Raw genomic sequence first — 15,993 nt, forward strand, 5'->3', positions numbered from 1 at the left:
ATATCTGTAGAAGAAATTCTAGTTCAGGTAGTAAATGTATCCGACATTCAACCAAACCAACCATTCATTCGATTTGTTCTCTTTGTAAACGTCCGGATTCGGGTTCAAACCGTCAACCCAGTTCGAGAAGTAATACTGCCAGCGCAAGTCGATCATCAAGTCGCTCAAAACCGTAAGTTTGTAACGCGTCCCGATACTTCCCACAACAGACCAAGTCGTTCCTCCTGATTGATCGAAAGCGTCGAAATACTTGACCGGCGTAATTACCGGATCTTCGCCCAATTCGCCGTTGCCCAAAGTGGAATAAGCTTTTGGTTTGAAGAAAGAGAATTGTCCGCCCAAACTTACGAATGGTGCCAACATTCCCGGTGAAGCCGAAAACTCTCGGATACTGAAAGGAAAATACTCCAATTGAACACCAATGTTCGTAACCGAAGTTTCTCCGCGCATGGCTTTCAATTGCTGGGCAAAAACGCCGTCGCCTTCTGTCCATTCGCCTTCGTGCTGCAGTTTGGTCTTATTGAACGAAATTTCACTTCTAACCTTGAAATGATCGTTGAAATACGTTTCTGGAGCGTAACAGTTACATTCGGCTCTGTAAGCAAAGTTCAAATAGTGGATGATTCCCACGCCAAAGCCCGTGTTTCCTGCGTTTGTTTTGAAATCGTAACGCTCACCGTAATCGGACATCATGGCTACAGGACCAACAATTGCGCCGATTTCGTGAGAAAATCCAAACTGCGCTTTCGCCTTGTTTGAAAGGCCTAGCATCAGCAAAAAGCTCATGATTAAATACTTGGGCATTGTTCTCTGGGTGTTACAATTCGTGGCAAATATATAAAAATCGAATTCAGTTTGTAAATTAAAGTGAAAAATACTTGAATTGCCTTAGAAATGATATGGAATCGATTAAATCCATGCATTAATGGTATTTAACTGTGCAAATCCTTAGAAAAGAAATAAATCTGTTGCGGAATTGAAAAAATTAACCTTCAGATTTTGTCTATCTGCTATCTTTGCGTCGCTAACGAAAACGTTTTCATAACAAAACGTTAAAAAACGAAATTAAGTATGTCACAATCTATTAATGCCTTTGTTGAGGCAGTGGCGAAAAGAAATCCCAACGAGCCAGAATTCATCCAAGCGGTTCACGAAGTGGCTGAAACCGTAATTCCATTTATCGAGAAAAACACGAAATACCAAGGCCAGATGTTGCTTGAGCGCATGGTCGAGGCCGAGCGAATCATCACATTCCGCATTTGCTGGATCGATGACGCCGGAAAGACGCAGGTAAACCGCGGCTACCGCATCCAGATGAACTCTGCGATCGGACCTTATAAAGGTGGTTTGCGTTTTCACCCATCGGTTAACCTTTCAATCTTGAAATTCCTTGCTTTCGAGCAGACTTTCAAGAACAGCTTGACAACTTTGCCAATGGGCGGAGGAAAAGGCGGATCTGACTTTGATCCAAAAGGAAAATCAGATGTGGAAGTGATGCGTTTTTGCCAAGCTTTCATGACAGAATTGGCCAAACACATTGGAGCGGATACTGACGTTCCTGCCGGAGATATCGGAGTTGGAGGACGCGAGGTCGGATACATGTTCGGACAATACAAAAGATTGCGTAACGAGTTCACCGGCGTTTTGACCGGAAAAGGCATCACGTTTGGCGGATCGCTAATCCGGCCGGAAGCGACGGGTTACGGTTGTGTTTATTTCGCTGAATCAATGCTGGGTACAAAAGGCGATTCTTTCAAAGGAAAAGCGGTTGCGATTTCAGGTTCTGGCAACGTGGCGCAATACGCAGCCGAAAAGGCTACCGAACTTGGAGGAAAAGTCGTCACACTTTCTGATTCGTCAGGTTATATCTACGACGCAGACGGAATCGATGCCGAGAAATTGGCGCACGTCATGGAAATCAAGAACGAGCGTCGCGAACGCATCAGCGAATACACCAAGAAATATCCGAACGCGAAATTCGTAGAAGGAAAACGTCCTTGGGAAGTGAAATGCGACGTTGCGCTTCCTTGTGCAACCCAAAACGAATTGGATGGAGACGAGGCGAAAGCGCTTGTTGCCAACGGAGTTCTCGCGGTTGCAGAAGGTGCAAACATGCCATCGACTCCAGAAGCAGTACTCGAATTCCAAAAAGCGAAAATCTTGTTCGCTCCGGGAAAAGCTTCAAATGCCGGAGGTGTTGCCACTTCAGGTCTTGAAATGTCACAAAACTCGCTTCGTTTGAGCTGGACTCGCGAAGAAGTCGACGAGCGTTTGAAGAACATAATGCTGAACATTCACTCGGCTTGCGTGCAATACGGAAAAGACGGTGATTTCATCGATTACGTAAAAGGTGCGAACATTGCGGGCTTCGTCAAAGTGGCCGATGCGATGCTTGCTCAAGGAGTTGTGTAATCACAATTTCAAGATAATTGGAAGTGCTCTCGATTTTCGGGAGCATTTTTTTTTGAGACAGATAGATAATAGACGGATAGATAATAGACTTTATCGTTTCCGATTTTTGGCAATGGATTATTTTTTGTTCGCCTATCATCCGCGCAAGCGAAATCCAATGAAACAGAGATTTTGTAGGACGGACATTTGTTTCCATTATCTATTCGTCTATTATCTATCCGTCTATAACTATTTAATCGAAAACACGAAATCGGCCATATTTCCGTTTACACTATATTTGTTACCCATTCGCTGGCTATGATCAAGAATTACGTTTTGCTTTTCGCGCTTTTGTTCGCTTTTTTCTTCGGATTTTCCCAGCAGGCGAATTCGGGTTGGAAAGGCTATTTCTCCTATACCGAAATCAAGGATTTGGCGCAAGGCACGAACAAATTCTACGCCGCGTCAGAGAATGCTTTGTTCTCGAAAGATCTGACTTCGAACGTAATCAAGACAATCAATACAGTCGACGGATTGTCGGCTCAGGTAATTTCGGCGGTTTACCACAGTCCGACGTCGAACCGAACGATTGTCGGATATGAAAACGGGCTCATAAACGTCGTGAACCCTGACGGATCGATCGTGAAAGTCGTCGACATCGTAAACAAACAACTTCCGCCTAATATCAAGCGCGTCAACCATTTCACCGAATACAACGGAATCATCTATATTTCGTGCGATTTCGGAATCTGCCAGTACAATCCGGCCAATCTGCAATTTGGCGATACCTATTATATAGGAACAGGTCCGTCTGAGATCGTCATCAAGCAATCGGCTATTTTCAACGGATTCATTTATGCAGCGACAGCCGATTATGGAATCAAGCGCGCCGACGTGACCAATCCGAATCTTATCGACGCCAATCAATGGACGACTGTAACGACAGGTTCTTGGGCTGCGGTGGAAGCGTTCGGAACGCAACTTATCGCCGTGACTTCAACCGGACAATTGAATCGGCTTAACGGAAATGCTTTTGTCTCTTTCGGAAGTTTGCCCGGAGCGCCACGAGACATTCGCGCCACGACCGATTATCTGATCGCGGTCACTGACGGACGCGTCGCGCTTTACAATACGAATTTGGCGGTTGTGGCCCAAGTCTTCAATTACAGCATTCCGGAATTTACCTCGACGTTCACTTGCGCAACTGTCGTGAACCAAAATCTTTATATCGGAAGTCTGGCGCAAGGCGTTTACGTGACTTCGGCAACGAGTCCGGCGATTTTCGAGAACATTTCGCCAGACGGACCAACCAAAAACAACGTGTTTTCACTCAATACACAAACTGCTGATTTGTGGGTGACTTATGGCGATTACACCTATTTCTACGATCCCGATCCTTTGCGTTACCTCGGAATCAGCAAATACAACGCCCAAGGTTGGCTCAACAAACCTTATGCTGACGTGCATCCGACGGGAAAAGACGCAAATGACTTGGTTCGGATGACTTTCAATCCAAACAATACTTCCCAATTTTACGTGAGTTCGTACCACTCGGGACTTTTGAAATTCGAGAACGAATCTTTGGTGACTTTGTACGACAATACGAACAGCGAACTCAATTCTTTGGTCGATCCGAATTTTCCCAGTGGCGTAAGTATCCGCGTCGAACAATCGGCATTTGACAGCCAGGGAAATCTTTGGACGACGGTTGCAAAAGTCTCCGACGGACTCAAAGTGCTGCGCGCCAACGGAAATTGGGAATCAATCGACATGACGCCAATCATCGCCGGATTTTTCCAGGACAGTTACGGTAGAATGCTTATCGACAAGAACAACACGAAATGGATCGTGACTTATGACAACGGTGTGGTCGCTTACAACGAAGCTTCGGCTGAAAAATACAAGAAAATCACGATGGGTTCCGACTTGGGGAATTTGCCGATACAAGATGCCCGCGCGATCGCCATCGACAAGCGAAACCAACTTTGGATAGGCACGCGAAAAGGCTTGAGGGTTTTGCCAGGCGTCGACAGGTTCAATGCCGAAGGACAAATGACCACGAATCCGATCATCATTCTGGACGACGACGGCGTTGCCCAGGAATTGTTATACGAACAAGCCGTGAATGACATTTGCGTGGACGGCGCGAACAACAAATGGATAGGAACGGTCGATTCGGGCGTTTTCATGGTTTCTCCTGACGGACAACAAACGCTGCACCACTTCACGATCGCGAATTCGCCCTTGCCAAGCAACGCAATAAATGACATCGAAATAAACGGACAAACGGGCGAAGTCTACATCGCCACTGACAAAGGTTTGGTATCGTTCAAAGGCGTGAATACTGACCCGAAAGGCGACTTGAACAGCGTTTATGTGTATCCGAATCCGGTTAGGCCAGGATTTGCCGGTACGGTCAAAATTGCCAATCTCGTCGACAAAGCCAACGTAAAAGTCACTGACATCGCCGGAAATCTCGTTTTCGAGAAAACCGCGGAAGGCGGCACGGTAGAATGGGACACGACTGCATTCGGGAAGTACCGAGTGGCTTCGGGTGTTTACATGATTTTTATCGCGACCGACGACGGATCTGAAACCAAAGTCAAAAAAGTGATGGTCGTGCGATGAGCAATTATTAATTATTCATTACTAATTATTAATTCATTTTGCGCGTCACCACAAAAGCCATCGTCATTTCTTCACTGAAATATCAGGACAAAAGCCTGATCGTGAAATGTTTTACCCAATCTGACGGACTCAAATCCTACTTCGTGCACAACGCTTTTTCCTCGAGAAGTGCGACTCGAAAAACCGCTTATTTCCAGCCGCTTTCGATCTTGGAAGTCGAGGCGAACCACAAGAACAAAGGCACGCTCGAGACTTTCAAGGAAATTCGGTTGGCAACGCCTTATGTTACGGTCGCTTCGGACGTGATCAAGAGCACGATCGCGATTTTCCTTTCGGAAGTTTTGCACCACAGCATTCGGGAGGAAGAAAAAAACGAAGCGCTTTTCGAATTTCTGGAAACGGCCTTGATGTGGTTCGATACGCACGATGAGGTCGCGAATTTCCATTTGATCGTATTGCTTCAGGCGACGAAGTTTCTCGGGTTTTATCCGGCTACTTCAAAAAAGGGCGAGCGCTATTTCGAGATGATTGAGGGTGTTTTTTCCGATTCGCTTGCGGTTTCGACTTTGGACGAAAATGAAACGCATTTGTTCAAACGGCTTATGGCCTTGAAATTCGATTCCGACCAAAAGGTGTTTTCAGGAAACGAACGCTCGCAATTGCTCAAGACGCTTTTGGATTATTACGCCTTTCACCTCGACGGATTCAAGCGCCCAAAATCGCTTGACGTCTTAAAAGAAGTTTTTTCATGACCTTCCGACGCAATTATTTCCTGCTTTTTGTAGCGCTTTTCGTCACCGAAATCCTGATTGCGCTTTTCGTTCACGATTCTATAATTCGGCCTTATGTGGGCGACTTGTTGGTTGTGATCTTGATTTACGCTTTTGTTCGCAGTTTTCTCAAAATCTCGGTTAATACTGCAGCTTTCGGAACTTTGATGTTTGCTTTTTTGGTTGAATTTCTCCAGTATTTGCAAATCGTCGACAGGTTGGATTTGCGCGACAACAAAGTTGCAAGAATCGTGATCGGGACATCTTTTTCGTGGGAAGATCTGGCGATGTACGCCATTGGGATTCTAGTTGTTCTTTTAGCTGAAAAGGTGATTTGGAATTCGCGCCCGCGTTAGGGGTTGCAGCGGCATCCTTTTGCGATTCCGATTTTTGTGAAACACCGATGGTTTCCCGCAAAAGATACAGCGGAAAGCCCGGCGACGGCCTGCGGCTGCAACCGCATTCTACTATGTACTTTCTGGCCGGCGCAACGCCCAAACATTCAAAATCTTGCGTTTGCCCAAAGCTTTGATTGTTAGTGAAATGTGATTTTTAGGTAAATTTCGTAAACAGGTTTTCATAAAACGCTGTTATTCATCGCTAAAAATCTGTAATACCGCAGAAACACAGGCTTTAACACCAATTTAAATATTTTTTTGATTACATTCGCGCGTTTTATAAATGCACCAAATGAACGCCAAATTTACGGAATACAAAGGGCTCGATTTGCCGACAGTCGCATCTGAAGTCCTCGATTTCTGGAAGAAGAATCAAATTTTCGAGCAAAGTGTAACCAGCCGCGAAGGCGCGCAACCTTATGTTTTCTTTGAAGGTCCGCCGTCGGCTAATGGTTTGCCCGGAATTCACCACGTCATGGCGCGTGCGATCAAGGATATTTTTTGCCGATACAAAACCCAGAAAGGTTTCCAGGTAAAACGTAAAGCAGGTTGGGATACGCACGGTTTGCCGGTAGAACTAGGAACTGAGAAAGAACTTGGCATCACCAAAGAAGACATCGGCAAGAAGATCACCGTTGAAGAATACAACGAAGCCTGCAAGCGCACGGTTATGCGTTACACCGACGTTTGGAACGACCTCACCGAAAAAATGGGGTATTGGGTAGACATGCAAGATCCTTACGTGACTTACGAACCCAAATACATGGAAACGGTTTGGTGGTTGCTCAAACAGATTTACGACAAGAATTTACTTTATAAAGGTTATACGATCCAACCTTATTCGCCCAAGGCCGGAACTGGTTTGAGCTCTCACGAAGTGAACCAACCTGGCGCTTACCGTGATGTGACCGATACTACGATCGTTGCCCAATTCAAGACTTTGCCGGAAACGCTTCCTGGCTTTTTGCAAGGTTTTGGAGACGTTCACTTTATGGCTTGGACAACGACGCCGTGGACTTTGCCTTCGAATACAGCTTTGACGGTCGGGCCAAAAATCGATTACGTTCTGGTCAGGACGTTCAACCAATATACGTTTGAACCGATCAATGTCGTTTTGGCGAAGAATTTGGTTGGAAAGCAATTCGGTAAAAATTATGTCGAGTCTGGTGATTTCGATACTTACAAAGCCGGTGACAAGCAAATTCCGTATCAGGTTCTGACCGAGTTCAAAGGTTCGGATGTTGTCGGAATCAAATATGAGCAATTGTTGCCATACGCGCTTCCGTACCAAAATCCTGAAAATGCTTTCCGCGTGATTTCTGGCGATTTCGTTACAACCGAAGACGGAACCGGAATCGTGCACACCGCGCCAACATTTGGTGCAGACGATGCCAAGGTTGCAAAAGAAGCTTCGCCTGAAGTTCCGCCGATGCTCGTTTTGGACGAATTCGGAAATCCTGTGCCACTTGTCGATTTACAAGGGAAATTCACGAATCATCTAGAAAGTCTGGACAACCCGAACGGAAACGCTTTGCAGCTTTCGGGCAAATATGTCAAGAACGAATATTACGACGCCGGAACTGCGCCGGAGCGTTCAGCCGATGTCGAGATTTCAATCTATCTCAAGGAAAACAACAACGCTTTCAAGGTCGAGAAATACGTCCACAGTTATCCGCATTCGTGGCGAACGGACGAGCCGCTTTTGTATTATCCGCTGGATTCCTGGTTCATCAAAATGACCGAAGTTAAAGAGCGGATGTTCGATTTGAATGACGAAATCAACTGGAAACCAAAAGCCACAGGCGAAGGCCGATTCGGTAATTGGCTCAAAAATGCCAATGACTGGAATTTGTCGCGCTCGCGTTATTGGGGAATTCCGTTGCCGATTTGGCGCACCGAAGACAAATCTGAGGAAATCATCATCGGATCGGTAGAAGAATTATACAACGAAATCGAGAAATCGATCGCGGCCGGAATCCAGTCTGAAAATCCATTCAAAGGTTTCGAGGCCGGAAATATGTCCGAAGAAAATTACAAATTGGTCGATCTGCACAAAAATGTGGTCGATGCGATCACGTTGGTTTCGGCCTCGGGCAAGCCGATGAAACGCGAAAGCGACTTGATCGACGTTTGGTTCGATTCGGGCGCGATGCCTTATGCGCAATGGCATTATCCGTTCGAGAACAAGGACAAAATTGATGCAAAGAAAGATTTTCCAGCCGATTTCATTGCCGAAGGTGTCGACCAGACGCGTGGTTGGTTCTATACTTTGCACGCGATCGGAACTTTGGTTTTTGATTCTGTAGCTTATAAAAACGTGGTTTCAAACGGACTCGTTCTCGATAAAAACGGACAGAAAATGTCCAAGCGACTCGGGAACGCGGTCGATCCTTTCACGACTTTGGGCGAATTCGGTGCCGATGCCACGCGTTGGTACATGATCTCGAACGCGAATCCTTGGGACAACCTCAAATTCGACCTTGAAGGCGTGGCAGAAGTGCGTCGCAAGTTCTTCGGAACACTTTATAATACGTACAGTTTCTTTGCGTTATACGCCAATATCGACGGTTTCAAGTATTCTGAAGCGGAAATCCCGATGGACGATCGACCTGAAATCGACCGATGGATCATTTCGGAATTGAACACTTTGGTAAAAGACGTCGATTCGTTCTACGCCGATTACGAGCCTACGAAAGCCGCGCGCGCAATTTCCGATTTCGTGCAGGAAAACCTGTCGAACTGGTACGTGCGTTTGTGCCGCAGACGTTTCTGGAAAGGCGAATATGCATCTGACAAAATCGCGGCTTACCAGACGCTTTATACGTGTTTGGTTACGGTTGCGAAGCTTGGTGCGCCAATCGCTCCGTTCTACATGGATCAGCTTTATCGCGACCTCAATAATTTAACGCAAAAGGAAAATTTCGACAGCGTTCACCTCGCAAAATTTCCGGAATTTGTCGACAACTTTGTTAATAAAACGCTAGAGAGCAAAATGGGCAAGGCGCAGACGATTTCGTCCCTTGTACTATCGCTCAGAAAGAAGGAAATGATCAAGGTGCGCCAACCGTTGCAAAAGGTTATGATTCCTGTGCTTGACGCAAATCAGAAGGCTGAAATCGAAGCGGTTTCCGACCTTATCAAGGCCGAGGTTAACGTGAAAGAAGTGGAACTTTTGGACGATGCGTCGGGCGTGCTCGTAAAGCAGATCAAACCGAATTTCAAGGCGCTCGGACCGCGTTTTGGAAAAGATATGGGATTGATTTCCAAAGAAATACAAGGTTTTGATCAAGAGCAGATCGCAGAATTGGAACGCAATGGCGAACTGACGCTTGTCATATCGGGAAAAGATACTACTTTAACATCCGCTGATGTCGAAATATCTTCACAGGATATCGAAGGCTGGCTCGTCGCGAATTCAGGCACAATAACTGTAGCTCTGGATATTACGATTACCGACGAACTCAGGAACGAAGGCATCGCGCGCGAACTTGTGAACCGCATCCAGAACATGAGAAAGGATTCGGGTTATGAAGTGACCGACAAGATCAAAGTGGAAATTCAGAGCGAGAAATCACTCGACAAGGCCATAAATGATTTCGGGCAATACATCAAAGACGAAACACTAACCAAGGAACTGGTCATCAGTGAGAAAGTTGACGGTTCCGATGTCGAATTCGACGATATCAAAACATCAGTATTAATCTCAAAATAACTAAACGAAATGGTAGATGAAAAGATAAGATACTCCGATGCCGATTTGGCGGAGTTCAAGGAAATTATTCTGAAAAAGATTGAAAAGGCCAAAGCAGATCTTGACCTTATAAAAAGCGCCTACATGAACGACTTGAACAACGGCACAGACGACACGTCGCCAACGTTCAAGGCATTCGAGGAAGGAAGCGAAACCATGTCAAAGGAGGCGAACTCACAATTGGCGATCCGTCAGGAGAAGTTCATCCGCGACTTGAAGAACGCGCTTTTCAGAGTAGAGAACAAGACGTACGGAATTTGCAAAGTGACCGGAAAACTCATCGGGAAAGACCGTTTGAAGATCGTTCCTCACGCAACAATGAGTATCGAGGCGAAAAACTTGCAGCGATAACGAGAAAGCCCTGAAAAAGGGCTTTTTTATTGCCCAAATTCCAAAATTCAAATTCCGATCTGTTTTGAAACGACGTCATGGAATTTTCTTTGAAGAAAACAGCTTGATGAATTTGCAGCATTTGTAACGAGATCTGTTGCAATAAATTGGAATTTCGGATTTTAGTTTTGATTACTTCAAAATTACTCTCAATTAAATCACAATTTTTACGTGATTTAGAGAATATTGGAATTTGGTCTTTGGAATTTGGGATTTTCCCCTTTACTTTTGCCGCTTTAACAACTACTGCATGTCATTACGTAACGCGTACCTGCTCATTTTCTTGGTGTTGATCGTAGATCAGTTCAGCAAAATCTATATCAAAACCAATTTTCTTCATGGAGAAGAAGTTCGCGTTTTCGAATGGTTCCGCGTTTTGTTCATCGAAAACGAAGGAATGGCTTGGGGAACGAAAATTCCGGGCACTTACGGCAAGCTTATCTTGACGGTTTTCCGATTGTTGGCCGTAGTCGGAATCGGCTATTGGCTGTGGACGGCGGTAAAGTCGAACAGCTCGCGATATCTCGTCGTGGCAATCGCTTTGATTTTCGCCGGAGCGCTTGGAAACATCATCGACTCTGTCTTTTACGGCGTCCTGTTTTCAACCAGCCACGGACAACTAGCAGAATTGATGTCGCCTCAGCCGTACGGAACTTGGTTTCACGGAAAAGTGGTCGACATGCTGTATTTCCCGATCATCGAAGACTACACGATGCCAACTTGGGTTCCGATTTGGGGCGGAAAACAGATCACGTTTTTCAACGCCATTTTCAACATTGCCGATACGGCGATCTCAGTAGGCGTAGGAATTTTGATCGTGTTCAACAAACGCGCTTTCCACAAGAAAGAAGATCCGGCGATGCCCGTTTCTGACGAAATCTAAAACTCGTATGTTTTGTCGGGCGTGACGCAAAAATCAAGTTTGACGTCACTTTCGAAAACATCTTCCCAAGGTTCGACCGCTTCGAAGAAAGACAGTCCGATCTTGATTGTATCGGGTCGGCATTTGGCCAGGAATCTATCGTAAAAACCTTTTCCGTAACCCACTCGATTTCCCGTTTCGTCGAAACACAAAAGCGGCACGAAAACCACGTCTATCTTATCTGGCGCGATCTCAATTCCGCTTGACGGTTCTGGAATTCCGTAAGAATTGACTGCGATTTTTGTGTTGTCCGTAAGCAGGAAATGCGTCATTTCTCGCGTCCCGAAGTCTGATTTTGAAATCAGGATATTTTTGTCCTTTCCGGAAAGCAGGTGCAAAACCAGTTCAGTGTCGACTTCGTTCTGTTTTTGGATCGGAAGAAAAATGTGGTAAAAATCGTGTTCCCAAATTTGAAGTTGCAGCAATCGGTTGGCGATCGCAAGGCTTTTTTCCTCGACCTGGCCTGAAGTCAGTTGCAGCCGAAGCGTTTTGTAGGCAATCCGTAAATCCTGTTTTGTGAACATCTTATAAATTTTCGCTGTTAAAAGTACTTAAAATTCAGTTTTGGACGATTCGCCCGATACTTTAAAACGACCTGATTCGTTACATTTGTAGACTATGGAATCTCCTACTTTGGCCTTGCAAATACAGACGTTGCCCGATTCTCCGGGCGTGTATCAGTATTACGATAAGGACGAAAAACTGCTTTATGTCGGGAAAGCGAAAAACCTCAAAAAACGGGTTTCTTCCTATTTCAACAAACTGCACGACAACGCTCGTACCAACGTTATGGTGCGAAAAATCGTCACTATAAAACACATCGTCGTCTGGAGTGAAAGTGATGCGCTTTTGCTCGAGAACAACATGATCAAGAAGTTGCAGCCGCGGTTCAACGTCATGCTCAAGGACGACAAGACTTATCCGTGGATCTGCATCAAACGCGAGCCTTTTTCAAGGATTTTCTCGACTCGCAAAATGATAAAGGACGGATCGGAATATTTTGGTCCGTACACGAGTTTCAAGACGATTTACACGATTCTGGATATGATCAAGGCGTTGTATCCGTTGCGAACCTGCAATTATGACTTGACGCCGCAAAACATCAAGGCCGGAAAATTCAAGGTTTGCCTCGAATATCACATCGGGAATTGCAAAGGTCCGTGCGAAGGCCACGAGCCGCTTTCTGTCTATCAGGATCACGTCGACCAGATTCGCGAGATTCTCAAGGGGAATTTCAAGGACAGTTTGCGCGAGTTCAAACGACAAATGCAGGAATTTGCGTCCGAAATGGAATTCGAGAAAGCGCAGATCATGAAAAACAAGATCGACGTTCTCGAAAATTATCAGTCGCGTTCCATGGTTGCGAATCCGAAGATCACCAATGTCGATGTGTTCTCGATCGTGTCTGACGAAGCCGCGGCTTACATCAATTATCTGCAAATCATGCACGGATCGGTCATTCGATCGCATACTTTGGAACTGAAGAAAAAGCTCGATGAATCGGATGAAGAACTGCTCGAGATAGGAATCGTCGAGATCATGGAAAGATTTGAGCTCAAACTCAAGGAAGTCATCGTGCCATTTCAGGTCGATTTGGGCGAGAAGGTCAACATCACCGTTCCGCAGCTGGGCGACAAAAAGCAAATTCTGGAACTTTCCATCAGAAATGCGAAATACCATCGCATGGAACAGATGAAACAGATGCAAATCGTCGATCCGGACCGACACACGACGCGAATCATGGCACAAATGAAAAAAGATTTGCGATTGCCTGCCGAGCCGCGCCACATCGAGTGTTTCGACAACTCGAACATTCAGGGAACGAATCCGGTTTCGGCCTGCGTCGTTTTCAAGGACGGAAAACCCAGCAAGCGCGATTATCGCCATTTCAACATAAAAACGGTCGAAGGCCCGAACGATTTCGCCTCGATGGAAGAAGTCGTTTTCCGTCGTTACAGACGATTGTTGGACGAGAACGAACCGCTTCCGCAATTGATAATCATCGACGGCGGAAAAGGCCAACTTTCGGCGGCGTTGAAAAGCCTTGAGATTTTGGGCTTGAGAGGAAAAATCTCGATCATCGGGATTGCCAAACGACTCGAGGAATTGTTTTATCCGGAAGATCCGATTCCGTTGTATCTCGACAAAAAGTCCGAAACGTTAAAAATCATCCAGCAACTCAGGAACGAGGCGCACCGTTTCGGGATTACGCATCACAGGGACAAACGCAGCAAGGGCGCGCTTGTAACGTCTATGGAAACGATTCCGGGAATTGGCGAAAAGACGATGCAGACCTTGATCAGGCACTTCAAATCTGTAAAGCGATTGAAAGAAGCCGAAGAATCTGCTATCGCCGAGGTAATCGGACCGTCGAAAGCCAAAAAAATAGTCGAATTTTATCATCCGCAAAACCAAACGAAATGATCCAAACCGCGCAAGATTTTTACAAAAGCCGCTTTTTGCTGGTTTTTTGTCTTGCGTTTTTGTTTCCGATGCTCACTTTCGCCCAAATCGATTCTGTCGTAAAACCGCGTCCAAAGGTCGGATTGGTCTTGAGCGGAGGCGGCGCCAAAGGTTTTGCGCACATCGGCGTTCTCAAAGTTCTCGAAAAAACCGGCGTCAAGATCGATTATATCGGCGGAACGAGCATGGGCGCGATCATCGGCGGACTCTATGCTTCGGGTTACAACGCCACGCAAATCGACTCGATTTTCCGTCAGACGAATTTCGACGAACTCTTGGGCGATTACATTCCGAGGTCATCGAAAAACTTCTACGGAAAGCGCAACGACGAACTTTACGCTTTGTCGCTTCCGTTCCAAAAAATGCGAATCGGGATTCCGCGCTCGTATTCCAAAGGAATGTATACGTTCAACCTGATTTCGCGATTGACGCATAACGTTCGCCACGTGCGCGATTTCAACGAACTTCCGATTCCGTTTTTTTGTATTGCGACAGATATCGAAACCGGAAAGCAGGTTTTGCTGAACAAAGGTTATCTGCCTCAGGCAATCCGCGCGAGCGCTGCACTTCCTACGGTTTTCAGCCCGGTCGAACTGAACGGACAATTGCTCGTGGACGGCGGCGTGGCCAACAATTATCCAATCGAGGAAGTTCGGGCGATGGGCGCCGACATCATCATCGGAGTCGACGTCCAGGACGATCTCAAAGCGCGCGATTACCTTGGCGACGCGACCAAAATCCTGTCGCAGATCTCGAATCTCGAGATGATCGAGAAAATGAAGGTCAAAAAAGAACACACCGATATTTACATTCGTCCCGATATGTCGGCTTACAGCGTGATTTCGTTCAGCAACGGCTCTTCGATAATCGATGAAGGCGAACGTGCAGCTTGGCAACAGGCCGAAAAACTCACGGCGATTTCGGTGAAACGAGGCGCGTATAAACGCGAAGATATTCCAATCAAAAAAGACAGTCTCGAGATCAAGAACGTGTCGATCGACAAACTCGACAATTTTACGCGGGCTTATATCATCGGGAAACTTCGGTTCAAGAACGGCAGTAAAATCTGTTATGACGATTTGAGGAACGGCATCGACAATTTGACCGGAACGCAGAATTTCAGCTCGATCACGTACACTTTGGACAAAACCGAAAACGGGGACGATCTGCATCTGAACCTGATCGAAAACCCGATTCGCACTTATCTCAAATTCGGGCTTCATTATGACGGATTGTACAAAAGTGGAATTTTAATGAACGTGACGACAAAACGCGTTTTATTCAAGAACGACGTGGTTTCGGCCGATGTGATTTTGGGAGACAACTTTCGGTATGTGGTTGATTATTATGTCGATAACGGATTTTATTTCAGCTTCGGATTCCGTTCGCGCTACAACAGTTTCAACAGGAATGTCGGTACCGATTTCAACAACGGCGCAATCCTCGACCAACTCGGACTCAATACGTTGAATATCAATTTTTCAGATTTATCGCATCAGGTTTACGTCCAGACTTTGTTCATGCAGAAATTCATGATTGGCGCGGGAATCGAGTACAAACACCTCAAAATCAAATCGGAAACCATTCAGAACGCCACGATTTCGTCGGTTTTCGAGAAAAGTGATTACGTGAGCGCCTTGGCTTATCTGCGTTATGATTCTTATGACAATCGCTATTTTCCGAAGAAAGGTTCGTTTTTTTCAACCGATTTCCAATCCTATTTGTACTCTTCGGACTACAACAACAACTTCAAAAGATTCTCGATCTTGAAGGCCGAAGCCGGAATCGCCAAGACCTTTTTCCGGAAATTCACCACGAAACTCGATGCAGAAGCCGGTTCCGCGGTTGGCGATCACAGCATTCCGTTTTTCGATTTTATCCTTGGCGGATATGGATTCAACGGCGTGAACAACATCCGACAATTTTACGGATATGATTTCCTGGGCATTTCGGGCGACAGCTATATAAAGGCCGGAGCGACGCTTGACTACGAGATTTTCCGCAAAAACCACATCAACTTTTCGGCCAACTTCGCCAACATTGGCGACAATCTCTACGACGACGGTTCTTGGGTTTCCTGGCCAAAATATACGGGTTACGCGATCGGCTACGGAATGGAAACCGTAATTGGTCCGGTCGAAATCAAATATTCGTGGTCGCCGGAACTTCCGAAAGGCTTCACGCAATTCAGCGTCGGATTCTGGTTTTGATGCAAAAACTTCAAAACATTCCGAAGTTTTTTTCAGAAAGCGATATATTTGGGCTTCAAACAAACCAATC

At 45.9% G+C, this 15,993-nt stretch carries 11 protein-coding genes; 9 read left to right on the forward strand and 2 right to left on the reverse strand.

The features are described from left to right. Positions 1-18: 18 nt before the first annotated feature. A complete protein-coding gene (locus EOO49_RS05775) occupies positions 19-804 on the reverse strand; it encodes a glutamate dehydrogenase (protein WP_290843652.1) in 786 nt (261 codons plus the stop codon). Positions 805-1,071: 267 nt separating this feature from the next. Here EOO49_RS05775 and gdhA point away from each other — a divergent pair, with 267 nt between their 5' ends. From gdhA to EOO49_RS05810, 7 genes are all read left to right on the forward strand, one after another. After that, positions 1,072-2,412, forward strand: a complete 1,341-nt coding sequence (gene gdhA / locus EOO49_RS05780; RefSeq protein ID WP_290843654.1) for an NADP-specific glutamate dehydrogenase — start codon at positions 1,072-1,074, stop codon at positions 2,410-2,412. Between the two features lie 297 nt (positions 2,413-2,709). After that, positions 2,710-5,019 carry a T9SS type A sorting domain-containing protein gene (locus EOO49_RS05785; RefSeq protein WP_290843656.1) on the forward strand — a complete coding sequence of 770 codons (2,310 nt, stop codon included), beginning with the start codon at positions 2,710-2,712 and terminating at the stop codon, positions 5,017-5,019. A 38-nt stretch (positions 5,020-5,057) separates the two neighbouring features. After that, a complete protein-coding gene (gene recO, locus EOO49_RS05790) occupies positions 5,058-5,771 on the forward strand; it encodes a DNA repair protein RecO (RefSeq protein WP_290843658.1) in 714 nt (237 codons plus the stop codon). Beyond that, positions 5,768-6,145 (forward strand): DUF2809 domain-containing protein, encoded by a 378-nt coding sequence (locus EOO49_RS05795; RefSeq protein WP_290843660.1) that lies wholly within the window; start codon positions 5,768-5,770, stop codon positions 6,143-6,145. The genes recO and EOO49_RS05795 overlap by 4 nt, the downstream gene beginning before the upstream one ends. Positions 6,146-6,479: 334 nt before the next feature. After that, a complete protein-coding gene (gene ileS, locus EOO49_RS05800) occupies positions 6,480-9,899 on the forward strand; it encodes an isoleucine--tRNA ligase (RefSeq protein ID WP_290843662.1) in 3,420 nt (1,139 codons plus the stop codon). A 9-nt stretch (positions 9,900-9,908) separates the two neighbouring features. Further along, a complete protein-coding gene (locus EOO49_RS05805; protein WP_290843664.1) occupies positions 9,909-10,289 on the forward strand; it encodes a TraR/DksA C4-type zinc finger protein in 381 nt (126 codons plus the stop codon). A 289-nt stretch (positions 10,290-10,578) separates the two neighbouring features. Continuing rightward, complete coding sequence (locus EOO49_RS05810; protein ID WP_290843666.1) at positions 10,579-11,211, forward strand: lipoprotein signal peptidase; 633 nt, start codon at positions 10,579-10,581, stop codon at positions 11,209-11,211. On the opposite strand, the gene EOO49_RS05815 is transcribed toward EOO49_RS05810, so the two are convergent. Next, on the reverse strand, positions 11,208-11,774 hold the full coding sequence (locus EOO49_RS05815; RefSeq protein WP_290843668.1) for a 5-formyltetrahydrofolate cyclo-ligase: 567 nt from the start codon (positions 11,772-11,774) through the stop codon (positions 11,208-11,210). The two genes, EOO49_RS05810 and EOO49_RS05815, sit on opposite strands and share 4 nt — an antisense overlap. Positions 11,775-11,868: 94 nt before the next feature. Here EOO49_RS05815 and uvrC point away from each other — a divergent pair, with 94 nt between their 5' ends. Together uvrC and EOO49_RS05825 are read left to right on the forward strand one after the other, a co-directional pair. Further along, a complete protein-coding gene (gene uvrC / locus EOO49_RS05820; RefSeq protein ID WP_290843670.1) occupies positions 11,869-13,674 on the forward strand; it encodes an excinuclease ABC subunit UvrC in 1,806 nt (601 codons plus the stop codon). After that, on the forward strand, positions 13,671-15,923 hold the full coding sequence (locus tag EOO49_RS05825) for a patatin-like phospholipase family protein (protein WP_290843672.1): 2,253 nt from the start codon (positions 13,671-13,673) through the stop codon (positions 15,921-15,923). The genes uvrC and EOO49_RS05825 overlap by 4 nt, the downstream gene beginning before the upstream one ends. Positions 15,924-15,993: the final 70 nt, after the last annotated feature.

This window comes from Flavobacterium sp. (assembly GCF_004295795.1).
Taxonomy (GTDB): domain Bacteria; phylum Bacteroidota; class Bacteroidia; order Flavobacteriales; family Flavobacteriaceae; genus Flavobacterium.